The sequence below is a fragment of the Sphingomonas sp. PL-96 genome, assembly GCF_020707215.1.
GTDB lineage: Bacteria > Pseudomonadota > Alphaproteobacteria > Sphingomonadales > Sphingomonadaceae > Sphingomonas.
On the sequence record NZ_JAJFET010000002.1, the window covers coordinates 1 to 23,097 of the forward strand.

The 23,097-nt window shown below is 68.2% G+C and carries 20 protein-coding genes; 12 read left to right on the forward strand and 8 right to left on the reverse strand.

Going from position 1 to position 23,097, the window contains the following annotated elements; all coding sequences use genetic code 11:
- The coding region (purD, locus tag LK533_RS05375) for a phosphoribosylamine--glycine ligase (protein ID WP_229361763.1) at positions 1-993 on the reverse strand (993 nt) is incomplete at its 3' end.
- On the opposite strand from purD, the gene xseA reads away from it, so the two are divergent.
- Genes xseA through mtnP form a run of 5 tightly spaced genes read left to right on the forward strand, consistent with a single transcriptional unit; the run spans position 992 to position 4,948 of the window.
- On the forward strand, positions 992-2,371 hold the full coding sequence (xseA, locus tag LK533_RS05380; protein WP_229361764.1) for an exodeoxyribonuclease VII large subunit: 1,380 nt from the start codon (positions 992-994) through the stop codon (positions 2,369-2,371). The two genes, purD and xseA, sit on opposite strands and share 2 nt — an antisense overlap.
- Before the next feature lie 19 nt (positions 2,372-2,390).
- Positions 2,391-2,591, forward strand: a complete 201-nt coding sequence (locus tag LK533_RS05385) for a DUF2093 domain-containing protein (protein ID WP_229361765.1) — start codon at positions 2,391-2,393, stop codon at positions 2,589-2,591.
- A 56-nt stretch (positions 2,592-2,647) separates the two neighbouring features.
- Positions 2,648-3,451 (forward strand): M23 family metallopeptidase, encoded by an 804-nt coding sequence (locus LK533_RS05390; protein WP_267495230.1) that lies wholly within the window; start codon positions 2,648-2,650, stop codon positions 3,449-3,451.
- A 57-nt stretch (positions 3,452-3,508) separates the two neighbouring features.
- Complete coding sequence (locus LK533_RS05395) at positions 3,509-4,042, forward strand: superoxide dismutase family protein (RefSeq protein WP_229361767.1); 534 nt, start codon at positions 3,509-3,511, stop codon at positions 4,040-4,042.
- Positions 4,043-4,078: 36 nt separating this feature from the next.
- Positions 4,079-4,948: an S-methyl-5'-thioadenosine phosphorylase gene (mtnP, locus tag LK533_RS05400; protein ID WP_229361768.1), complete on the forward strand. Its 870-nt coding sequence runs from the start codon at positions 4,079-4,081 to the stop codon at positions 4,946-4,948.
- Between the two features lie 157 nt (positions 4,949-5,105).
- Here mtnP and LK533_RS05405 read toward each other — a convergent pair whose 3' ends face one another.
- Both LK533_RS05405 and acnA read right to left on the reverse strand, forming a co-directional pair.
- The gene (locus tag LK533_RS05405; RefSeq protein WP_229361769.1) at positions 5,106-5,531 is read right to left on the reverse strand and encodes a GNAT family N-acetyltransferase; all 426 of its coding nucleotides are present in this window, start codon (positions 5,529-5,531) and stop codon (positions 5,106-5,108) included.
- Positions 5,532-6,016: 485 nt separating this feature from the next.
- Positions 6,017-8,689, reverse strand: a complete 2,673-nt coding sequence (acnA, locus tag LK533_RS05410) for an aconitate hydratase AcnA (protein WP_229361770.1) — start codon at positions 8,687-8,689, stop codon at positions 6,017-6,019.
- Between the two features lie 235 nt (positions 8,690-8,924).
- On the opposite strand from acnA, the gene LK533_RS05415 reads away from it, so the two are divergent.
- The 4 genes from LK533_RS05415 (at position 8,925) to LK533_RS05430 (ending at position 12,539) form a co-directional block, all read left to right on the forward strand.
- Positions 8,925-9,707 carry a histidine phosphatase family protein gene (locus LK533_RS05415; RefSeq protein WP_229361771.1) on the forward strand — a complete coding sequence of 261 codons (783 nt, stop codon included), beginning with the start codon at positions 8,925-8,927 and terminating at the stop codon, positions 9,705-9,707.
- Positions 9,704-10,588, forward strand: a complete 885-nt coding sequence (locus LK533_RS05420; RefSeq protein WP_229361772.1) for an NAD(P)H-hydrate dehydratase — start codon at positions 9,704-9,706, stop codon at positions 10,586-10,588. Before LK533_RS05415 ends, LK533_RS05420 begins: the two co-directional genes overlap by 4 nt.
- Before the next feature lie 66 nt (positions 10,589-10,654).
- The gene (locus LK533_RS05425) at positions 10,655-11,449 is read left to right on the forward strand and encodes an EF-hand domain-containing protein (protein WP_229361773.1); all 795 of its coding nucleotides are present in this window, start codon (positions 10,655-10,657) and stop codon (positions 11,447-11,449) included.
- Positions 11,450-11,522: 73 nt separating this feature from the next.
- Complete coding sequence (locus LK533_RS05430; RefSeq protein WP_229361774.1) at positions 11,523-12,539, forward strand: glycosyltransferase family 2 protein; 1,017 nt, start codon at positions 11,523-11,525, stop codon at positions 12,537-12,539.
- 166 nt (positions 12,540-12,705) lie between these two features.
- Here the strand turns inward: LK533_RS05430 and LK533_RS05435 are convergent, their stop codons facing one another.
- Positions 12,706-13,437: a class I SAM-dependent methyltransferase gene (locus tag LK533_RS05435; RefSeq protein WP_229361775.1), complete on the reverse strand. Its 732-nt coding sequence runs from the start codon at positions 13,435-13,437 to the stop codon at positions 12,706-12,708.
- Between the two features lies 1 nt (position 13,438).
- Entirely contained in the window at positions 13,439-13,822 is a 384-nt protein-coding gene (locus LK533_RS05440; RefSeq protein ID WP_229361776.1) for a GtrA family protein, read from the reverse strand.
- Positions 13,823-14,013: 191 nt separating this feature from the next.
- On the opposite strand from LK533_RS05440, the gene LK533_RS05445 reads away from it, so the two are divergent.
- Complete coding sequence (locus LK533_RS05445) at positions 14,014-15,792, forward strand: AcrB/AcrD/AcrF family protein (protein WP_229362156.1); 1,779 nt, start codon at positions 14,014-14,016, stop codon at positions 15,790-15,792.
- Positions 15,793-16,077: 285 nt separating this feature from the next.
- Here the strand turns inward: LK533_RS05445 and LK533_RS05450 are convergent, their stop codons facing one another.
- The 3 genes from LK533_RS05450 to LK533_RS05460 all read right to left on the reverse strand — a co-directional run bounded on the left by LK533_RS05450 (position 16,078) and on the right by LK533_RS05460 (position 19,933).
- Complete coding sequence (locus tag LK533_RS05450) at positions 16,078-16,461, reverse strand: acyl-CoA thioesterase (RefSeq protein WP_229361777.1); 384 nt, start codon at positions 16,459-16,461, stop codon at positions 16,078-16,080.
- 31 nt (positions 16,462-16,492) lie between these two features.
- Entirely contained in the window at positions 16,493-18,604 is a 2,112-nt protein-coding gene (locus tag LK533_RS05455) for a RelA/SpoT family protein (protein WP_229361778.1), read from the reverse strand.
- Between the two features lie 120 nt (positions 18,605-18,724).
- A complete protein-coding gene (locus tag LK533_RS05460; RefSeq protein WP_229361779.1) occupies positions 18,725-19,933 on the reverse strand; it encodes an LL-diaminopimelate aminotransferase in 1,209 nt (402 codons plus the stop codon).
- A 170-nt stretch (positions 19,934-20,103) separates the two neighbouring features.
- Between LK533_RS05460 and LK533_RS05465 the strand changes: the two genes are divergently transcribed.
- Both LK533_RS05465 and LK533_RS05470 read left to right on the forward strand, forming a co-directional pair.
- Positions 20,104-21,876 carry a PHA/PHB synthase family protein gene (locus tag LK533_RS05465; protein ID WP_229361780.1) on the forward strand — a complete coding sequence of 591 codons (1,773 nt, stop codon included), beginning with the start codon at positions 20,104-20,106 and terminating at the stop codon, positions 21,874-21,876.
- Positions 21,839-22,762, forward strand: coding sequence for a phasin family protein (locus LK533_RS05470; RefSeq protein ID WP_229361781.1), 924 nt, complete (start codon positions 21,839-21,841; stop codon positions 22,760-22,762). Before LK533_RS05465 ends, LK533_RS05470 begins: the two co-directional genes overlap by 38 nt.
- The last annotated feature ends 335 nt before the right edge of the window (positions 22,763-23,097 follow it).

The window sequence follows — 23,097 nt, forward strand, 5'->3', positions numbered from 1 at the left end:
GCGCGCCGCCACCACGACCGTCAGCGCCGGGTCGTCGGAGAAGCGCACCTTGTGCCCGGCCAGTCGGCCCTCGGCAGTCGCCAGCATGATCTCCAGCAGGTCGCTTTCCAGCCGCATCATCAGCACCTGGCATTCGGGGTCGCCGAAGCGCGCATTATATTCGATCAGCTTGGGACCGAGCGGCGTCAGCATCAGCCCGGCATAGAGCACGCCGCTGTAGGGCATGCCTTCCTCTGCCATCTTCTCGATCGTGAGGCGCACGATGGTGTCGATCGCCAACTGCTCCAGTTCGGGCGTCAGCACGCGTGCCGGGCTATAGGCGCCCATGCCGCCGGTGTTCGGCCCCACATCGCCGTCGCCGACGCGCTTGTGGTCCTGCGCCGATCCGAAAGGCAGGTAGCTGGTGCCGTCGGTGAGGACGAACAGGCTGGCTTCCTCGCCGGTCAGGAACTCTTCGATCACCGCCTCGGCACCCGGGCCGTCGAACAGCGCGACCAGCGCCGCTTCCGCTTCCTCGGGCGAGCTGGCGATGGTCACGCCCTTGCCCGCGGCCAGGCCGTCCGCCTTGATGACGACGGGCAGTCCGAAGGTGCCGAGCGCGTTGCGTGCAGCCTCCAGCGAGGTCACGCGGACATAGCCCGCGGTCGGGATGTTCGCCCGCTGGCACAGATCCTTGGTAAAACCCTTCGACCCCTCCAGCTGCGCCGCGGCGGCAGACGGCCCGAACACGGCGATGCCGGCCTCCCGCAGCCGGTCCGAAAGGCCTTCGACCAACGGCTGTTCGGGGCCGACCACCACGAAGCGCACGTCGTGCTCGCGGCAGAAGGCGAGCAGCGCCGCCTGATCGGTGGCCGCGATCGCCACGCATTCGGCATGCTCTGCGATGCCGGGGTTGCCTGGCGCGGCATAGAGCCTATCGAGGAGCGGAGATTGTGCGAGCCGCCATGCGAGCGCATGTTCGCGCCCCCCCGAGCCCACCAGCAGGACGTTCATGCCCGATCCTTTTTCCGGCTTTTCATCGGGGCGGCTCGTAGCCGAGCCCATCCCCGGCGACAACGCCGCACCCGTCAGCGTCAGCGAACTTGCCGGCCGGCTGAAGCGCATGGTCGAGGGCGAGTTCGGCCATGTCCGCCTGCGCGGCGAGATTTCGGGCTACAAGCGCGCCGCCTCCGGCCATGTGTATCTGTGCCTGAAGGACGAGAGCGCGGTCATCGACGGCGTGATCTGGCGCGGTGCCGCCGCCGCGCTGCCGTTCCAGGCGCAGGACGGCATCGAGGTCGTCGCGACCGGCAAGCTCACCACCTATCCCGGCCGCTCCAAGTACCAGATCGTGATCGATCGCATGGAGCTGGCGGGCGAGGGCGCGCTGATGGCGCTGCTCGAAAAGCTCAAGGCGAAGCTCGGCGCCGAGGGGCTGTTCGACGCGGCCCGCAAGAAGCCGCTGCCGTTCCTGCCGCGCGTGATCGGCGTCGTCACGTCGCCCACGGGTGCGGTGATCCGCGACATCCTCCACCGGCTGGAGGATCGTTGTCCCAGCCATGTCATCGTCTGGCCCGTGCAGGTGCAGGGGGAGGGCGCGGCCCAGCAGGTGGCGGCGGCGGTGCGCGGCTTCGATGCGATTGAGCCCGGCGGCCCGGTGCCGCGCCCCGATCTCCTTATCGTCGCGCGCGGCGGCGGCTCGATCGAGGATTTGTGGGCGTTCAACGAGGAGGCGGTGGTCCGCGCGGTCGCCGACTGCTCGATCCCGGTGATCTCGGCGGTGGGGCATGAGACCGACACGAGTCTGTGCGACCATGCCGCCGACCTGCGCGCGCCGACGCCGACGGCGGCAGCCGAACTGGCGGTCCCGGTGCTCGCCGACCTTCGCCACACGGTGCAGAGCCATGCGATGCGCACAGAGCGCTGCGCGCGCCGCTATCACGGCCGCGGGGCCGAGCGGCTGGCGGCGCTGGTGCGCGTGCTGCCCCGGCGCGACGCGCTGCTGGGCCCGCAGCGCCAGCGGGTCGACGATCTTGCCCAGCGACTGGGCCTGGGGCTGGAGCGGCGGCTGGGCCAGGCGCGGCGGACGCTCGATCGCCAGTCCGCGGTGCTGCGTCCGGCGATGCTCGACCGCCAGCTCGACCGCAGCCGCCAGCATCTCGCCTCGGTCGGCCGGCTGCTCGAAAGCGTCAATCCGGACAATCTGCTCAAGCGCGGCTATGTCCGCGTCGAGGCGCGTGGCACGGGCAAGACGATCGACTCGGCCGCCGCTGCCCGCGCGGCCGGGGGCCTGAAGCTCCACTTCCGCGACGGGGTGGTGGACGCGCGGGTTGAGCGTGCGGGCGGCAAACCCTATCCTTCGGACAAGCCCGAGCAGCCGAGCCTGCTCTGACGCCTCTTTGGAATATCGAATGCTGATGTCGAACAGTTCGCGCCAGGCGCGCCTTCACTATCTTTCGGGCGGGTTCCGCGTCCTGTCGCCGGGCGATCATGTCGTCTGCGCGCGCACCGGCGAGAAGATCCCGCTTGAAGAGCTTCATTACTGGAGCGCCGAGCGGCAGGAGGCGTATGCCAGTGCCCAGGCCGCAACCGCGGCGATGCGCACGGCGTGAGGGTCGCGGGCGGCGCGAGCCTGGCGGCGCTGATCGCGGTGCTGTCGGGCGGCTCGATGGTGCCGCACGCGATCGGCAGCCCCGCTCAGGCTGTCGCGCCGGCGCCGTTTCGCTATGAAGGGCAGCGCATCCAGGGCGGCATACTGGTCGGCACCGCACCCGCCGGGGTGGTTTCGCTGACCTTCGAAGGCGATCCGGTGGCACTGGCGCCCGATCGCCGCTTTCTGATCGCTTTCGACCGCGACGCCGGGCCGACCGCGCGGCTGGTCGCGCGCTTCGCCGACGGGCGCGAGCAGGTCGAGACGCTGAGCGTGGCGCCGCGCGCGTGGCAGATCGAGCGGCTGCCGACCTTGCCCAAGGTCAGCCAGCCGAGCGCCGAGTTCCAGCGGCGCCGCCCGCCCGAACTCGCCCAGATCGCTGCCGCCCGCAAGCAGGAGACCGCTGCCCAGGGCTGGTCACAGCGCTTCCAGTGGCCGGCGATCGGTCGCATCTCGGGCCGGTTCGGCTCGCAGCGCATCTATGCGGGCGAACCCGGCAGCTACCATTCGGGCGTCGACGTGGCGAAGCCGACCGGCGCGCCCATCAAGGCGCCGGCAGACGGCGTCGTGATCCTGGCCGCGGACTCGCCCTTTACGCTGGAGGGCAATCTGCTGATGCTCGACCATGGCATGGGGCTCAGCAGCGCGTTTCTCCATTTGTCCCGCATCGATGTGAAGCCGGGCCAGCATGTCCGCCAGGGCGAGGTGATCGGCGCCGTCGGCAGCACCGGCCGCGCTACCGGCCCGCACCTACACTGGGGCATGATGTGGAAGGGGCGGCGACTCGATCCGATGCTGATCACGGGGCCGATGCCCAGCTGACGCGGAACTGCCGCATGGGTGGGCCATTCACCTGTGCAACAAACAAGGGGAACGACGATGAAGACGCACCTGGCCCTGCTTGCCGCAACTGGACTGATGGCCGCCTGCACGCAGGGCGCGCCCGCCGACACCGCCAGCGCCCCCGCCGCTGCGCGCGTCGCCACCGCCAGCCTGCGCACGGCTGCAAACGCCTCGGTCGGCACCGCCACTGCGACCGAAGTGCCCGGCGGCGTCCGCATCGCGCTTACCGTCAACGGCCTGCCGCAGGGCCCGCATGGGGCGCATGTCCACACGGTCGGCCGCTGCGACGCGCCGGACTTCACCACCGCGGGCGGGCACTGGAACCCCACGGGCATGAAGCACGGCAGCAAGAACCCGGCTGGGCCGCATGGTGGCGACATGCCCAACCTGCTGGTCGGCACCGACGGCACCGGCTCGATCGAGTTCACCCTGCCGGCCGGCAGCTTCGACGGGCTGTTCGATGCCGATGGCTCGGCGTTCATGATCCACGCCGGCGCCGACGACCTGATGACCGACCCGGCCGGCAACAGCGGCGGGCGCATCGCCTGCGGCGTGTTCAGCCAGGCCTGATCCGCGGGTGACACGGGTGGATGGCGGCATGCTGCCGTGAGCGGCTGGACGCTTGGCATCATCGGGGGCTCCGGCCTCTACGGCGTGGCCGGCGTCGAGGAGGGGCGGTGGGAGACGGTGGAGACGCCGTGGGGCCTGCCGTCCGACGCCTTTTACGTCGGGCGGATGGGGCATGTCCGTGTCGTGTTCCTGCCGCGCCATGGCCGCGGGCACCGCATTCCGCCGTCCGACCTCAACGCGCGCGCCAACATCGATGCGCTGAAGCGGCTGGGGGTGACCGACGTGCTGGCGATCTCGTCGGTGGGGTCGCTGGTCGAGGATCGGCCGCCGGGCAGCTTCACGGTGGTCGACCAGTTCATCGACCGGACCCGCGGCCGGGTGTCGAGCTTCTTCGGCCCTGGCCTGGTGGCGCATGTCTCGATGGCGGACCCGGTATGCCCGCGCCTGTCGGCCCTGACGGTCGATGCCGCGCGGGCGGCGGGCGCGTCGGTGTCGCCGACCGGTACCTATCTGGCGATGGAGGGGCCGCAATTCTCCACCCGCGCCGAAAGCCGGCTGTATCGCAGCTGGGGCTGCGACGTGATCGGCATGACAGCGATGCCGGAGGCGAAGCTCGCGCGGGAGGCGGAGCTCCCCTATGCGCTGGTGGGCATGGTCACCGATTATGACTGCTGGCGCGAGGGGGAGGCGGTGGATACCGCCGAGATCCTCGCGCAGCTCGGCGCGAATGCGGAAAAAGCGCGGGCGCTGGTGCAGCATCTGGTCGCCGCACTGCCGGAGGAGCGGCCGGCGTCGCCGATCGACACGTGCCTGGATGCGGCGCTGCTGACGCCGCCGTCGATGCGCGATCCGGGGTTAGTGGCGCGCCTGGATGCGGTAGCGGGAAGGGCGCTGCGGCTGGTCTGACGGCTCGGATGCCGTATTTGATCGTATCCTCGCGCATGCGGGGATCCAGGGCGAAGCAGAAGAACGTCTGTCAGCGCGCGGAACCCTGGACTCCTGCCTGCGCACGAGCTCGGGTGGATGCGGCTTGTCGGGCCTAAGCGCCGTCAGCGCCTCCGCTTCACCCCTCCAGCCGCTTGCTCAGGAAGAACCGCCGACTGCCGCGGGGGTGGTCTTCCAGCGTGCCGAATACGGTGAAGCCCAGCTTCTCGTAAAAGCCGCGTGCCTGGAACGCGAAGGTGTCGAGCCAGATGCCGCAGCAGCCGCGTTCGCGCGCGATCCGCTCTGCCTCGGCGATCAGTCGGCTGCCGAGGCGCTGGCCGCGCATGGCCTCCGGCAGCGCCAGATATTCGACAAACAGCCAGTCATAGTTGCTGCGCCCCCACAGGCCGCCGATCGTGTGCCCGTCCTCGTCGTGGAGCAGGATCGCGAGCGGCTCGGCGCGGCCGGGGCCGAACGCCGCCTCATTATAGGCGCGCAACGGGGCCAATACCGCCTCACGGTCTTCGGGGGTCGGCTGATCGGGAACGTGTAGTCGGATCGTCATGGCGCGACTGTACCGCCGTCAAGCGCCAGGCAAAGCCGTTTGCTTCGATCCATTTGGCGATGGCTGAGGAAGGTCGCCGTGGGGGAGAGCAGGCGCTGCGGCAGCTCCATCCCCCACGCTGCATCCGCCGTAGTGCCGGTTTACCGGCGGCTCCACTCCCGTTGATCATTTTCGTAGGGCGGCTGCAGTGCGACTCGCATAGCAGAACGCCGGACAAAAAAAAGGGCCGACCCGAAGGCCGGCCTTGAAAGGTTTAGGAGAGGATGCCTGAAAGGCACGTGCTTTGTGCGCCGCAGCACGACTTTGCGCAATTGCGAAGGTTTGCTGTTGCAGTTGCAATCCTTGCAACGGTCGTGTGCGCGGAAATTCCGCAGCTCTGCGGGGGAATTAAGCACCTGCCCTGAGCGCTGCCCGTTTGCTGGGCAGCAGGCAAAAAGAAGGGGCGCGGGATTGCTCCCACGCCCCATTTCTCGTTCGGTGACTGCTTACGCGGCGAGCTTGCGCAGCACGTAGTGCAGGATGCCGCCGTTCAGGAAATACTCCAGCTCGTTGACGGTATCGATTCGGCAGCGGGTCTGGAACGTCTCGGTCGTGCCATCGGCGCGAACCATGGTGACTTCCACGTCCTGGCGCGGGCGCAGGCCTGCGACGTTCTGGATGGTGAAGGTCTCGTCGCCGGTCAGGCCCAGAGACTGGCGGGTGACGCCCTCGGCAAACTGCAGCGGCAGCACGCCCATGCCGACCAGGTTCGAACGGTGGATGCGCTCGAAGCTCTCGGCGATGACGGCGCGGACGCCCAGCAGGTTGGTGCCCTTGGCCGCCCAGTCGCGCGACGAGCCGGTGCCGTACTCCTTGCCGGCCACGACCACCAGCGGGGTGCCGTCGGCCTTGTGACGCATCGCTGCGTCATAGATCGGCATGACCTCGCCCTCGTAGCGGCTCATGCCGCCTTCGACGCCCGGGACCATCTCGTTCTTGATGCGGATGTTCGCGAACGTGCCGCGAACCATGACTTCGTCGTTGCCGCGGCGCGCGCCGTAGCTGTTGAAGTCCTTGCGCGCGACCTGGTGCTCCTGGAGGAAGCTGCCCGCCGGGCTGTCGGCCTTGATCGAACCGGCCGGCGAGATGTGGTCGGTGGTGATCGAGTCGCCCAGGATCGCCAGCGGCTTTGCCTCGATGATGTCGGCGACCGGCGCCGGCGTCATCGACATGCCTTCGAAGTACGGCGGGTTGTGGATGTAGGTCGAGCTGGTCGGCCAGCTGTAGGTGTCCGAACCCTCGACCGAGATCGCGCTCCAATGCTCGTCGCCGGCATAGACGTTGCCGTAGCGGGCACGGAACATCTCGTCGTCGATGTTGGCCGCCATCAGGTCGGCGACTTCCTGGTTGGTCGGCCAGATGTCCTTGAGGAACACGTCCTGACCGTCCGAGCCCTGGCCGATCGGGGTCTCGATCAGATCCTGGGTCACGGTGCCCTTCAGCGCATAGGCGACCACCAGCGGCGGCGAGGCGAGGAAGTTGGCGCGCACGTCGGCCGACACGCGGCCTTCGAAGTTGCGGTTGCCCGACAGGACCGAGGCGGCGACGATGTCGTTGCCGTTGATCGCCTGGCTGATCGGCGCCGCGAGCGGACCCGAGTTGCCGATGCAGGTCGTGCAGCCATAGCCGACCAGGTTGAAGCCGATGGCGTCCAGGTCCTCAGTGAGGCCAGCCTTGTTCAGATAGTCGGTGACCACCTGCGAACCCGGGGCGAGCGAGGTCTTGACCCACGGCTTCGGGGTGAGGCCCAGGGCGCGCGCCTTGCGGGCGACCAGGCCGGCGGCGACCAGCACGGACGGGTTGGAGGTGTTGGTGCAGCTGGTGATCGCCGCGATCACGACGTCACCGTCGCCGATGTCGTGGTCCTTGCCCTCGACCGCGACGCGCTCCGGCTGCTCCTTCTTGTAGAGCTTGGTGAGGTCGCCGTTGAACACCTCGTCCACCTTGTTCAGGCTGACGCGGTCCTGCGGGCGCTTCGGGCCGGCGAGGCTGGGGACGACGCTGCCCATGTCGAGCTCCAGCGTGTCGGTGAAGATCGGGTCCTCGCGACCCGCTTCGTGCCAGAAGCCGTTGGCCTTGGCATAGGCCTCGGTCAGCGCGATCACTTCCTCGGGACGCGCGGTTAGGCGCATATAGTCGATCGTCTTCTCGTCGATCGGGAAGAAGCCGCAGGTCGCGCCATATTCCGGCGCCATGTTGGCGATGGTCGCACGGTCGGCAAGCGTCATCGACGACAGGCCCGGGCCATAGAATTCGACGAAGCGGCCGACGACGCCCTTGGCGCGCAGCATCTGCGTGACGGTCAGCACCAGGTCGGTGGCGGTGATGCCTTCCTTGAGCGCGCCGGTCAGCTTGAAGCCGACGACTTCCGGGATCAGCATCGACACCGGCTGGCCGAGCATGGCCGCTTCCGCCTCGATGCCGCCCACGCCCCAGCCGAGCACGCCGAGACCATTGACCATGGTGGTGTGGCTGTCGGTGCCGACCAGCGTGTCGGGATAGGCGATGGTGGCGCCGTCCGTCGCCTGCGACGACCAGATCGCCTGCGACACATATTCCAGGTTCACCTGGTGGCAGATGCCAGTGCCCGGGGGGACGACCTGGAAGTTGTTGAGCGCCTTGGAGCCCCACTTGAGGAACTCATAACGCTCCATGTTGCGCTGATACTCCAGCTCGACGTTCTGTTCGAACGCCTTGGGGCTGCCGAACTCGTCGACCATGACCGAGTGGTCGATGACGAGGTGGACGGGAACCTGCGGGTTGATCTTGGCCGGGTCGCCGCCGAGCTTGGTGATCGCGTCGCGCATCGCGGCCAGGTCGACCACGCACGGCACGCCGGTGAAATCCTGCATCAGCACGCGCGCCGGGCGGTACTGGATCTCGCGGTCGGAGCGCGCATCCTTCTGCCAGTCGACGATCGCCTGCGCGTCTGCCGGGGTGACGGTGGTGCCGTCCTCGAAGCGCAGCATGTTCTCCAGCAGCACCTTCATCGAGAAGGGCAGGCGGCTGACGTCGCCCAGCTTCGCCGCAGCCTTGGCGAGGCTGTAGTAGCTGTACGTCTTGCTGCCGACCGTGAGCGTGTCACGGGTGCCGAGTGTGTCCTGGCCGATGGCGGTCATAGGGGGACTTGTCCTTCCAGTCTGCGCGGCGCGGACGGAGGGGCGGGAGGGGGTCCCGCTCGGGCGCGCCGCCATCAAAAGCGAATGCGAGATTCGGCCGGGCTGTAGCAAGGGGGTGCGGCTGTGGGAAGGGTGGGCACGCACCTGCGAAACGGTCGCAAAAGGAAGCGGTTCGGAACTCGCGCGCGGGTTCGCCGCTTCAACCCTGCCCCCCTTGCTGCAGGAGCTCTTGTCCATGCCGACCGCCGCCCACAACGCCGCCTGGCCCGAACAATTGTGGATCGTGCGCCACGGCGAAAGTGCGGGCAATGTGGCGCGGGATGCGGCCCATGCGGCGGGCGCTGCGCGAATCGCACTCGACGCGCGCGACGTCGACGTGCCGCTGTCGGCGCGGGGCGAGGAGCAGGCGCGGGCGCTCGGGCGCTGGTTCGCGCGCGGCGACGCGCATGGCCGGCCGGAGGTGATGCTCGCCTCGCCCTATGTGCGCGCCATGGAAACCGCGCGGCTGTTCCGCGAACAGGGCGGCACCGCGGTTCCGGACGAGCCGATCTGCGCCGACGAGCGGCTCAGGGAAAAGGAGTTCGGCATCCTCGACGGGCTGACGACCAGCGGCATCAGCACGTTGCAGCCCGAACAGGCCGAATTCCGCCGGATGCTCGGCAAATTCTACCACCGTCCGCCGGGCGGGGAGAGCTGGTGCGACGTGATCCTTCGCCTGCGATCGCTGATGGACACGGTCGGGCTTCACTATGGCGGCCGGCGCGTGATGATCGTCGCGCACCAGGTGGTGGTGCTCTGCCTGCGCTACGTCATCGAGCGGATGAGCGAGGAGCAGATCCTGGCGATCGACCGCGAGGGCGATGTCGCCAATTGCTCGGTGACCGAATATCGCTTCGATCCGACGCAGGGCCGCGACGGCGGACTGGCGCTGGTCCGCTACAACGAAACGGCCCCGGTCGAGGAAAGCGCCGTCGCCGTGACTGCCGAGCCCGACCGCAGCGAAGGAGTGCGCCGATGAGCACGCCGACCCCGATCGACAGCGGCTGGCTCGCCGCCCATCCGCTTCCGGTGCATGGCGAAGGCACCACCAAGAACAGCCGCGGGCGCGTGCTGGCGGTCGGTGGCTCGCGCCGGGTGCCGGGCGGGCTGCTGCTGACCGGCGAGGCCGCATTGCGTGTCGGCGCGGGCAAGTTGATGCTGGCCACCATCGCTTCGGCCGCGCCGCTGCTGGGCGTGGCGATGCCCGAAGCCGGGGTGACCGGGCTTGCCGAGGACGAGGCCGGGGAGATTGCGGGCGACGGCAACGCACTGGCGGAGGAGACGCGGCGCTGCGACACGATCGTGCTCGGCCCCGCCATGTCGGAACGCGACGCCGCGGTGCGGCTGGTGGAACAGCTTTTGGCTGACCCGCCCAAGGATGCAGCGCTGGTGCTGGACGCTGCCGCGGTTGCCTGTGCCGGGCCGTTCGCCGATCGGCTCAAGGCCAGCTTTGGCGGTCGGCTGGTCCTGACACCCCATCTGGGCGAGATGGCGGCGCTGTGTGGCTGCGACGCCGAGGAGATCGACAAGGACCGCGAAGGCGCGGCACTGGCCACGGCGAAGCGCTTCGGCGCGGTGCTGGTGCTCAAGGACAGCAGCACCCTGGTCGCGACGCCCGATGGCGACCCGCTGCTGCGCTATGAGGGCGGCGGCGTGGGTCTTGCGACCGGCGGTTCGGGGGACGTGCTCGCCGGCGCGATCGCGGGGCTCCTCTCGCGGGGTGCTGCGCCGGTGGTCGCTGCCGGCTGGGGGGTGTGGCTGCATGGCGAGGCCGGGCGCGCGCTTGCGATGTCGGCGGGCCCGCTCGGCTTCCTTGGCCGCGAGCTGCCGCCGCAGCTTCCCCGGCTGCTGCCGCGATAGCGGCTCGAAACATCGCAGCAACAATCCGGCCCTTTAGCCCCGGTCTCTTCGATCAAGGGGTTCATGATGCGGATTGCTGCAGTTTCGTTGATGGCGCTGGCGCTCGCCGCCTGTGCGGACCGGGCGCCGCCGCGTTTCGGTCCGGGCGGACCTCCACCGGGCCCCTTCGGCGGCCCGCGCGGCGAAGGCCCGCCCCACGGCGGCCCGCGCGGCCGGCTGTTCATCAGCCCAATGGGCGAGCCGTTCCGGGAGGACGAGGGCAGCACCGATCTTGCGCGGCGCTGGTTCGACGGGGCCGACGCCGATCACGACGGCCGGCTCACCGCAGCCGAAATGACGGCGGATGCCGCCCGCGTCTTCAAGCTGCTGGACGTGAAGGGCGACGGCGAAATCGATCCCGACGACATGATCCGCTATGAAACCGAGCTGGTTCCCGAGATCAGGATCCCCGGCGACATGGGTGGCGGTCCGCGCGGCGGTGGCGGTCCGCGCGGCGGCCGCGGTGGCCCGCGTGGCGGCGGCGGGCCTGGTGGCGGCGGGCCTGGCGGCGGCGGCGGTCCGGGCGGGCCAGGCGGTCCGGGCGGTCCGGGGGGCGGTCCCGAAGGCTCCGGCGGCGGTGCCCCCAAGCGCGGTGGCGAGGGAAAGCGCGGCGCGAGCCGCTTCGGCTATCTTGACCTGCCGCAGCCGGTCGCGGCGACGGATCGCAACTTCAACCGCGGCATCGATCCGATCGAGTTCGCCCTGGCGGCGCAACAGCGGTTCGCCCTGCTCGACCGCAACGGCGACGGGGCCGTGGACTGGAACGAGTTGCCCGAACTCGGCAGGCCGCATGGCCGGGGGGAGAAGTCCCCGGGCCAGTGAGCGAAGGATTGCCTGTGCGCGTTGTCGCGCAGGCAATTCCGTTTGGCGCAGAGTTGGAGTATCGCGCGGCCCCATGAACCGCCCTGCGCTTTCGATCGTGATCCCCTGCTACAATGAAGAGGCATGCCTGGAGGCGCTGCACGGGCGTGTCTCGGCCGCCGCCCAAGCCGCCGTAGGCGGGGATCACGAGATCGTGCTGGTCAACGACGGCTCGCGCGACGGCAGCTGGCCGGTGATGCAGCGCATCGCCGCCGCCGACCCCCGCGTGGTCGCGATCAACCTGTCGCGCAACCACGGCCACCAGCTGGCGCTCACCGCCGGGCTGGACCTGTGCGCAGGGCGCCAGATCCTGATCCTCGACGCCGATCTGCAGGATCCGCCCGAGCTGCTGGTAGAGATGCGCGCCACGATGGTGCGCGAGGATGCCGACGTGGTCTACGCCGTCCGTCGCAAGCGGGAAGGCGAGTCGCTGTTCAAGAAGCTGACCGCCGCCATCTTCTACCGCGTGCTCGACCGCGTGACCGACACGCCGATCCCGCTCGACACCGGCGACTTCCGCCTGATGAGCAGGCGTGCGCTCGACGCGTTCCTGAGCTTGCCCGAACAGGCGCGCTTCATCCGCGGCATGGTCGCCTGGGTCGGTTTCCGCCAGGTGCCGTTCCTCTACGATCGGGCGGAGCGCCATGCCGGCGACACCAAATATCCGCTCGCCAAGATGATCCGCTTCGCCTTCGACGCGATGACCGGCTTTTCGACCGCGCCGCTCAGGCTCGCCAGCCACATGGGGCTGGTGCTTACCGGCGCTTCGGTGCTGCTGATGGCCTATATCGCGATCGGCTGGGCGATGGGGAATGCGGTGCAGGGCTGGACCTCCACCATGCTGGTGGTGGTGTTCCTGGGCGCGGTGCAGATGTTCGTGCTCGGCATGATCGGCGAGTATCTCGGCCGGCTGTATGTCGAGTCGAAGCGGCGGCCACTGTATCTCGTCGCCGACGTGGCTGGGCCGGTGCAGGGCCGCGCGTCGCTCGGCTATCGGGCGGGCGAGCCGGGCGAAGTTACCTACGCCCCGCGCGCGCCGGGCGCGGAGTAGAGGCGTCGCCGGATCGGCGATCCGCCATACCCCGTTTGTCTCGAACAGGGATCGAGCTCGTCGAGAGCCCGTATCGAGAGAGCCACGACCACCGGTTTCTCGATACGCCGTCTCGACAAGCTCGACGGCTACTCGAAACGAACGGATGGGGAGGCGAATATCCGCTTCAGCCCCGCCGCGACAGCAGGGTGATGATCGACAGCCCCGGCGGCAGCGGCAGGCGGCCGACCAGGTGGCGCTCCAGCGCAAAGATCTTTTCGAACGCCAGGTTGAGCGGCTTGGCCGGCGGCGAATCGTCGCTGTCGTCCTTGCCGGTCAGCTTGCCGGCCGCGCGTGCGGCCAGAGCGGCCGGAAACAGCAGCGAGTTGAAATAGCGCAGACCGTTGTGGGTTAGCCCGGCTTCCGCGATCGCCTCCGCCAGACTCGCCTTGGAATAGCGGCGGTGGTGGTGGTTCACCACGTCATGCGCGCTCCACATCCACGGGTGTGCCGGCACCGTCACCAGGATCTTGCCGCCCGGCTTCAGCCGCCGCGCCATGCCGGCAAGGGCTGCCACATCGTCCTCGATATGCTCGACCACGTCGAGCACCGCGATCATGTCGTAGCTGGCTTCCGGCACGCCCGGCAGGTCGGGGAGCGGCGCCTCGCCGACCGGCTTGCCCAGCCGGCTGCTGGCGATCTCGCGCGCAGCCGCGTCGATCTCGATCGCGTCGACGGCGCCGAACTGCGCGAGCATCGGCAGGTTGTGGCCGGTGCCGCAGCCGATCTCCAGGATGCGCGCGACCTTCGGCAGGCTGGCATAGCGCGTGACGTAATCGGCCAGGATGTCGCGGCGGGCGCGATACCACCAATGGGTGGAATCATGCGCGGCCATGCGGTCGTAGATGACACGGTCCATATCAGCCAAACACCAGCCAGCGGTTGAGAATGAAGGTGAAGATCGTTGCAAGCGCCACCGCGGGCAACAGCGGTGCCCAGGCCGGTAGTCCGAACAGCGCGGTGCCGACCCAGGTGATCACGGCGTTCAGCGCCATGCCCGACCCCTGCACGGCCACGAACTGCAGCTGCTGGCGCATGCCGGGATGGCGCGTGCCATGGCCCTTGAAGCTCCAGCGGCTGTGGAGGAAGAAACCGGCGGTAACCGCCACCGCAAAGGCGAAGGGCACGGCATAGACGGCGTGCTCGCGCGCGAAGACCCAGGTCGTGAGCGGCAGATAGACGGCGGCATAGATGAGCGTGGAAAGCCCGCCCGCGATGCCGAAGCGCACGAGCTGGCCGAGCATTCCGCTCTCCCGCAGCGTCTCGACCCGTCTCAGGATGGTGTCCAAATGCCCTCGCTCTTGCCCTTTGCGCGCCCGTCACTAGACCCGACGCCGAGCGCGCGGGCAGTATCGTGCCCGCCGGGGTGAGGGAAGCGGTTTTGAACGACGGGTCGGTCTGGGTCCAGCTGCTGGAGCGGTTGGACCGCCATTGGATGCGCCGGGTCCTGCTGTTGTGGGTGGTGATCGCGGGCGTGTATCTGTGGCAGCGCTGGCCGCAGATCCACTGGCTGGTGCTCAACGACACCGACGACAACATGCGGCTGATGCAGGTGCGCGGGCTGCTGGCGGGCCAGGGCTGGTACGACCTGCGCCAGTACCGCCTGAACCCGCCCGCCGGCCTCGACATCCACTGGTCGCGGCTGGTCGACCTGCCGATCGCGGCGCTGTTCCTGCTGCTGAAGCCGTTTGCCGGCGCGGCATGGGCGGAGCGGCTGGCGTGCGGCATCGCGCCCTTGCTGCCGTTCGGCGTCGTGCTGGTGGCGCTGGCGGTGACGGTGCGGCGGCTGGTCGCGCCGGTCGCCTGGCCGCTCGCGATCCTGTTCCTGTTCGGCTGTTCGTCGACGCTGCCGATGTTCATGCCGATGCGCATCGACCATCATGGATGGCAGCTCGCGTGCCTGAGCGTCACGATCGCCGGGCTGTGCGATCCGCGCAAGGGCAGGGGCGGCGCGCTGGTCGGCCTGTCGAGCGCGGTGTCGCTGACGATCGGACTGGAGCTGCTGCCCTATTGCGCGATGGCCGGCGGCCTGGTGGCGCTGCGCTGGGTGTGGGATCGGGCGGAGGCGCGGCGGCTGGCCGTCTATGGTGCGACGCTTGCCGGCGGTAGTGCGCTCGGCTTTGTCGCCTTTGCCTCCGACGCCAATTACGCGATGCGCTGCGACGCGCTGACGCCGGTGTGGCTGTCGGTGACGGTCGCGGGCGGGGCTGCGCTGTTCGCGCTGTCGCGGCTGCGGCTCGAAACGCGGCTCGCGCGCTTGCTGGCGGGTGCTGCGGTCGGCGGGGTGATCGCGGGCGGCTTTGCGCTGGCCTTCCCCCGATGCCTGTCGCGGCCCGAGGGCGTGTCGCAGGAGCTGGCCGACCTGTGGCTCAACAATGTTCGCGAAGCAAAGCCGATCTACAAGCATCCGCTCCGTCTTGCGGTGCCGATCGCGATCGTGCCGGTGCTCGGGCTGATCGGCGCGATCATCGCCAGCTGGCGCGCGCGGCGCGATCCGGAGCAGCTGGCGGGCTGGGCGGCGATCACGCTGTTCACCGCCTTCGCCGGCGCCATGCTGCTGTGGCAGGTCCGGGCCGGCCCGGCCGCGCAGCTGTTGGGGGTTGCGGGCGAAGTTGCGCTGGGGTGGCTGGTGCTGTCGTGGTTCGCGACCCACCGCTCGACGGCGGTCAAGGTAGCGGGCGGGGTGCTGGCGGCGGTGCTGGTGCTCGCCGGGCTGTTCACGGCAACGCTGATCCAGCAGTTCCGCTTCGATCCGCCCAACCGTCGCACCCAGGTGGTCAATCGCGCATCGGCACGCTGCATGAGCCTGCCGGCACTGGCGCAGCTGAACCGGATCCCCGCCGCGACGATGTTCACCCACGTCGATCTCGGGCCGCGGCTGATCGTTGCGACCCATCACAACGGGATCACTGGCCCGTATCATCGCAACGAGCAGCCGATCCTGGACGTGCACCACGCCTTCCAGGGCAGCGCCGACGCGTTCCGGCCGATCGCGGCGCGGCATGGCGCGGCCTATCTGCTGGTCTGCCCGAACATGGCGGAGACGACGCTCTACCGGGCTCGGGCGCCGGGCGGCTTCTATGACCAGCTGGCGAAGCGCGAGGTGCCGGATTGGCTGGAACCGGTCGCGCTGCCCAAGGGCTCGCCGTTCCGGCTGTGGCGCATCCGCTATGGAGCGAGTGCCGATCGGACCAACACCGTTCGGTCCGAATAGCGATCGAGCGAAGTCGAAACGGCGTCGAAGATGCTTCGATCCGGGTCTTCGGCTTCGCTCAGCCCCTACTCAGCACGAACGGAGTGGGTGGGATCGACCGATGTCCCACCACAAGCGTGGGCGAGATTCCCAGGGTTCTCGCCGAGGTGGGCCTTTTCCAAAGCCCTTTCCGTGCTCCTGCGCAGGCGGGAGCCCAGGGCGTCATAGATCCCGAGCCGTTGTTCTGCTTGGCCCTGGATCCCTGCTTTCGCAGGAATACAGCGGGTCCGGCGGCGAGGCTTCGCCCTATTCCGGGAGGAACCGGCGTACCACGTCGCGGGCGAGGCGCGACGGGCGGAGCGTGTCGGAGTCGAGCGAGCACCAGGTGCTCTGCACCTCGGCCAGCACGTCCTCCCCGCGCTTGATCAGCGTGGAAAAGAACGCGCGCGCGCCCTGGACGCGCTCGGCGACGACGGTTGCGATGATCGCGTCGTCGAGGAAGGCGGGGCGGCGGTAGGTGATCTCGTGCTTCAGCGCGACCCACAGGTGCTGGGCCACGGCCTCGCTCGGCGCGACCTTTTCCCAATAGGCGACCACCGCCTCCTGCACCCACGACAGGTACACCGCGTTGTTCACATGACCCATGTGATCGATGTCGGCGGGCGCCACGGCGAGGGGGTGCTGATGCATGCGAATGGCCTGCGCCGCGCTTACATCCATGTCAATTGCTCAGACCGGAAGCGTCCACGCGCTGGGCTGCATTCACGACGTCCGCCGCCCGCAATGCGGCCAGCAGCCGCATCAGGTGCGTAGCGTCCCGCACCTCCAGGTCGATGGTGTTGGTGTGGAAAGTGGTGTCGCGGTTGTCGAGCCGCAGCCCCAGGATGTTCGCCTTGTGCGCGCCGATGATGGTCGCGATCGCGCCCAGCGCGCCCGGCTCGTTCTTCAGCGTCACGGCGATGCGCGCGGTGCCCCCTTCCGCGCCGTCGCCCCACGAGACGTCGATCCAGTCGGCATCGTCATGGTCGGCAAGCGAGGGGCAGCTGATCGCGTGCACCTCCATGCCGCCGCCCGGCTTGCGCAACGCAATGATGCGGTCGCCCGGAACGGGGCGGCAGTCGCCCGCCAGGTCGAAGACGAAGCCCGGCGTTAGCCCCTTGATGACGATGGGTGCGCGCTGGCCCAGCAGCTGCTTGGCCTTGGCGCCCGCGGCGGTCCCGGGCATCAGCGCCTCGATCACCGCCTCGTCATCCAGCTTGCCCTTGGCGATGGCGTCGCGCAGCGCATTTTCGTCCGACAGGCCCAGCCGCTTGAGCGCGTCTTCGACCGCGCCGGCACCCAGCGCCACCGGCAGCCGCGCGACCATGTCGTCGTAGAGCTTGGCACCCAGCGCCAGCGTCTCGTCGCGTTCCTTGTGGCGCAGGTGGCGGCGGATCGCCGCCTGCGCCTTGCCGGTCACCGCGAAGTTCAGCCAGTTGCCCTGCGGCTCCTGCGCCTTGCTTCGCAGGATCTGCACCTGGTCGCCGTTGCGAAGCTCGGTGCGCAGCGGCACGACCCGTCCGTTGACCTTGGCGCCCACCGCCTGGCTGCCGAGGTCGGTGTGGACCGCATAGGCGAAGTCGATCGGGGTCGCGCCCTTGGGCAGCTGGTGCAGCTCGCCCTTGGGCGTGAACGCAAAGATGCGATCCTGGTACATCGCCATGCGCGTGTGTTCGAGCAGCTCTTCCGGGCTGTCGGCGGTGTCGAGGATCTCGACCAGGTCGCGAATCCAGCTGACCTGGGTATCGGGCCGCACGGCATCCTGCTTATAGGCCCAATGGGCGGCCATGCCGAACTCTGCCTGGGCGTGCATGGCGCGCGTGCGGATCTGGATCTCGACACGCATGTTCTCGGCATGGATGACGCTGGTGTGCAGCGACCGGTATCCGTTGCGCTTGGGCGTCGAGATATAATCCTTGAACCGCCCCGGCACCATCGGCCACCTCCGGTGGAGGATGCCGAGCGCGCGGTAACATTCCTCCTCTGTCTCGACGATGGCGCGGAATGCCATGATGTCGGTCAGCTGCTCCATGCTGACATGGCGCTCCGACATCTTGCGCCAGATCGAATAGGGGTGCTTCTCGCGGCCAGAGACTTCCGCCTCGATGCCGCTGCGCCCCAGCAGTTGCTTCAGGCCGCCCGCGATGTTCTCGATGCGCTCGCTGCCGCCGGTCTGCAGCTGTTCCAGACGGCGCGTGATCGACTCATACGCCTCCGGCTCCAGCTGCTGAAAGGCGAGCGTCTGCATCTCGTTCATGAATTCGTACATGCCGATCCGCTCGGCGAGCGGGGCATAAATCTCGATCGTCTCGCGCGCGATCCGCCGCCGCTTCTCCGGCTTCGCGATATGGTGCAGCGTGCGCATGTTGTGCAGCCGGTCAGCCAGCTTTACCAGCAGCACGCGGATGTCGTCCGACATCGCCAAGAGGAACTTGCGCAGGTTTTCCGCCGCGCGCTGGTTCTCGGTCTGCGCCTCGATCTTCGACAACTTGGTCACGCCGTCGACCATGCGCGCCACCGACGGGCCGAACTTCGCCTCGATTTCCTCGGGCGTCGCGACCGTGTCCTCGATCGTGTCGTGGAGGATTGCGGTAGCGATCGTCTCGTCGTCGAGGTGCAGGTCGGTCAGGATGCCGGCCACCTCGATCGGGTGGCTGAAATAGGGGTCGCCCGACGCCCGTTTCTGGCTGCCATGGGCATGCATGGAAAACACATAGGCGCGGTTCAGCAGCGCCTCGTCGGCCTCCGGGTCATAGCCCTTGACCCGCTCTACCAGTTCATATTGTCGCAGCACCGCCACTAAATGGGGTGGCTCGCTGCTGCTTTGCAACGAAATTCTCCCGGTTCAGGGGGAGTTTCGCTCTGGCGCAACTCGGGTGATGCCGCGCAGCATCACCCGATTGCTGCAGCGGCGTCAGCCGGCTGCCTGGCCGGGGGTGTTAACGCCCATCGACTGAAGGTAGCGCTTCACGTTGCGCGCGGCCTGACGCAGCCGCTGTTCGTTCTCGACCATGGCGATGCGGACATAGCCCTCGCCGTTCTCGCCATAGCCGACGCCGGGTGCGACCGCGACCTTGGCATGGGTGAGAAGCTGCTTGGAGAACTCCAGGCTGCCCAGATGCGCGAGCGCCGGTGGCAACGGCGCCCAGGCGAACATGGAGGCGGGCGGGGAGGGGATGTCCCAGCCCGCGCGCGCAAAGCTCTCCACCATCACGTCGCGGCGCTTATGGTACAGCTGTCGGTTCTTTTCGACGATGTCCTGCGGGCCGTTCAGCGCCGCGCACGCCCCCGCCTGGATCGGCGTGAACGCGCCATAGTCGAGGTAGGACTTCACGCGCGTCATCGCGGCGATCAGCTGCTTGTTGCCGACTGCAAAGCCGATACGCCATCCCGCCATCGAATAGGTCTTGGACAGCGACGTGAACTCGATCGCGACGTCCTTGGCACCCTTCACCTGCAGGATGGAGGGCGTCGGCCGGCCGTCGAAATACAGCTCCGAATAGGCGAGGTCGGACAGGATCCAGACCTTGTTCTCCTTCGCCCAGGCGACCAGCCGCTCGTAGAAGGCGAGATCGACGGCCTCCGCAGTCGGGTTGGACGGATAGTTGACGACCAGGATGCTCGGCCGCGGAACCGTGAAGTTCATCGCCCGCTCGAGGCTCTCGAAATAGGCGTCGTCGGGCGTCGTCGGCACTGCGCGGATGGTGGCCCCTGCGATGATGAAGCCGAAGGTGTGGATGGGATAGCTGGGATTGGGCGCCAGCACCACGTCGCCGGGCGCGGTGATCGCGGTGGCGAGGCTGGCGAGCCCCTCCTTGGACCCCATCGTCACGACCACCTCGGTCTCCGGATCGATGTCCACGCCGAAGCGGCGGCCGTAATAGTTGGCCTGCGCACGCCGCAGGCCGGGGATGCCGCGCGACGCCGAATAGCCATGGGCGTCGGGCTTGCGCGCGACTTCGCACAGCTTGTCGATCACATGCGGCGGCGGCGGCAGGTCGGGATTGCCCATGCCGAGGTCGATGATGTCCTCACCGCCCGCGCGCGCGGCCGCTCGCATCGCGTTCACTTCGGCGATGACATAGGGCGGCAGGCGCTTGATGCGGTAGAATTCCTCGGACATCGGTCCCTCGTTGCTTGATGGAGCGTTCTTCTACGCCATTCGCAGCGTTGCGGGAAACAAAGATGGCGTGGTCCCCCTCGCGTTGGCAACGAAAACACACGGGCGAACGGACCTGACGCGACCCTGCGCATGCGCTAGGCTCGCCCGTGGCAGCACAGGGAGAGACGCTCATGGCCGATGATGCCGCACCGACCCCGCCGGAATCGCCGACGACACCGTCGCTTGCCGACATGCAGCATTGGACCGCGGTGTTCGGCCGCGCGCAGCAGATGCTGCTGGAGCATGGCTTCGCCTTTCCGGGCGACAAGCCGGCAGATGCGGCGACGCCCGCGCCGACCCTGCCCGGCTGGGCCGACCCGATGGGCATTGCCCAGGCGAGCGCTGATTATTGGAGCGACTCGCTCAAGCTATGGCAGCGCTTCCTGGATCCTGCCCATGCCGAACCTTATGTCGAGCCAGAGGCGCAGGCGCGCGACCGGCGGTTCAAGGCGCCGCAGTGGCATGAACAGCCGCTGTTCGACTTCATTCGCCAGAGCTATTTCCTCGCTGCCGAGCACATGATGAAGGGCGTCGACGCGCTTGAGGGGCTGGAGCCGCGTCAGAAGGAGCGGCTGCGCTTCCTGACGCGCGGCTTTGTCGATGCGATGAGTCCGACCAACTTCCCGGCCACCAACCCGCTGGTGCTGGAGCGGATCGTCGAGACGCGCGGCGAGAATCTGCTCAAGGGGCTGCAGAACCTGCTGTCGGACATGGCGCGCGGCCAGCTGACCCAGAGCGACACGTCCGCGTTCGAGGTCGGGCGCAACATCGCCACCACTCCCGGCAAGGTCATCAAGCGGACCGAGCTTTACGAGCTGATCCACTATGCGCCGACCACCGAGACGGTGCTCGCCACCCCGCTGATCATCTTCCCGCCCTGGATCAACCGCTTCTACATCCTCGACCTGACCGCCGAGAAGAGCTTCATCCGCTGGGCGGTGGAGCAGGGACTGTCGGTGTTCGTCGTCTCCTGGCGATCGGCCGACGCCAGCATGAAGGATGTCCGCTGGGACGACTATGTCCTGAAAGGACAGATCGACGCGATCGACACGGTGCGCGACCTGCTCGACGTGCCGGCGGTGCACACGGTCGGTTATTGCGTGGCGGGCACGACGCTCGCGGCGACCTTGGCGTTGCTCGCAGCGCGGGGGCAGGCGGACAAGGTCGCCAGCGCCACCTTCTTCACCGCCCAGGTCGACTTCTCCCAGGCGGGCGAGCTGTCGCTGTTCGTGGACGACGACCAGCTGGAGATGATCCGCTCGCTGTCGTCGGAAGGGTTCCTGGACGGGCGGGTGATGGCCGCCACGTTCAACCTGCTGCGCGGGCGCGAGCTGATCTGGAACTATGTCACCGCCAACTACCTGATGGGGGAGGACGCGCCGCCGTTCGACCTGCTGCACTGGAATGCCGATGTCACCAACCTGCCGGCGACCTGGCACCAGAGCTACCTGACCGATCTCTACCGCGACAACCGCCTGGTGCAGCCCGGTTCACTTGCGATCGACGATACGCCGCTCGACCTCTCGACCGTTCGCACCCCGAGCTACATCCAGGCGGGTCGGGAGGATCATATCGCGCCGGCCGAAAGCGTGTGGCGGATCACGCATCATTTCGCTGGCCCCTTGCGCTTTGTGCTGGCGGGCTCCGGCCATATCGCGGGCGTCGTGAACCCGCCGTCTTCGGGCAAATACCAGTATTGGCTCAACGACACGCCGGGGGTGGCAAGCCTTGCGGACTTCGTGGCCGGCGCACGCGAAGTGAAGGGCAGCTGGTGGCCCGATTGGGTCGCATGGCTGCGCGGCATCGACGCGACAGAGGTGGATGCGACCGGCGCCCGAGTCCCGGGTGAAGGTGGGCTTCCCGCGCTTGGCGCAGCGCCTGGGGAGTACGTACGAAAAAGATAAGGCTTTGTCGGCAGTTACCCTCAACTACGTAGGTATGCTGCGGTGCACAATGACGATTGCGTTGCAGCAACAACGGGCGTATTTGTTGCGCCGCAGCAGCGCACAGCAGGAGACCGTACGCATGGCAGGCAAGGAACCCAGGACCAAGGCGCCCGCGCCCGCGGCTCGCAAGGCTCCGGCCCTTCGTGCAAAGCCGGTCGTGTCCCCGCCGCCTGTTGCCACCGCCGCCGAAGAGAAGTCTGTCCAGGTTCCGTTTGCGGCTGCTGCCGTACCGGTGCCTGCCGAACAGATCGTGGCTCCGGTGAACGCACAGTTGGAAGCTGCCTCCGACACGCCGGCCAATGCCGCGCTGGTCGCCGCAGAGGCCGCTAAGACGCTTGTCGAGGAAATCAGCCCGGTCGCAGAGCCGACCGCGCCTGCGCCAGAGGAACACAGCATGATCCACACCAACGATGCACCCGAAGCCACGACCGCAAAGGCGCAGGCCATGTTCGCCGACATGAACGCCCGCACCAAGGCTGCGATGGAAAAGAGCACCAAGGCCGTCGAAGAGATGACCGACCTTGCCAAGGGCAATGTCGAGGCGCTGGTCGAAGCCAGCCGCATCGCCGCCAAGGGCCTGGAGTCGCTCGGCCACGAAGCAGCGGACTTCGGTCGTCGCAACTTCGAGAGTGCGACCGCGACCATGAAGACGCTGGCGTCGGTGAAGTCGCCGACCGAGTTCTTCAAGCTGCAGTCCGATTATGTCCGCAGCACCTTCGACGCGCTGGTCGCGGAGACCTCGAAGAACACCGAGGCGATGCTGAAGCTCGCAGGTGACGCGGCCCAGCCGCTGTCGAACCGCGTTGCGATCGCAACCGACAAGTTCAAGGTCGTCGGCGCCTGAACCAACCCGCCTGTCCGAGGACAGGAAGGAAGGGGCGACCGCACGCGCGGTCGCCCCTTTTTTCGTGCGCGGCAGGTCGGGCCTTGCGAAGGGCATGCAATTGCTCCCCCGCCAACCTGGCGAACGTGAGGATCATGGCCGCTCCGCTCGAGCTTTTCGGCGTTTGCGCGTCTGGATGGGCCCTTCGTCCGCATGACGAGCGTGGCGGGTTTTCGCGCGCGCCTCGCCTCTGCTGGATCGGGATGCAAGTGCGGCAGGCGAAGCCACTGCAAATCCGTGCCGGTCTGGCGACGTGGCCTTGCCCTTGGCACTTGCGATGCCATATTCGCCCCTCG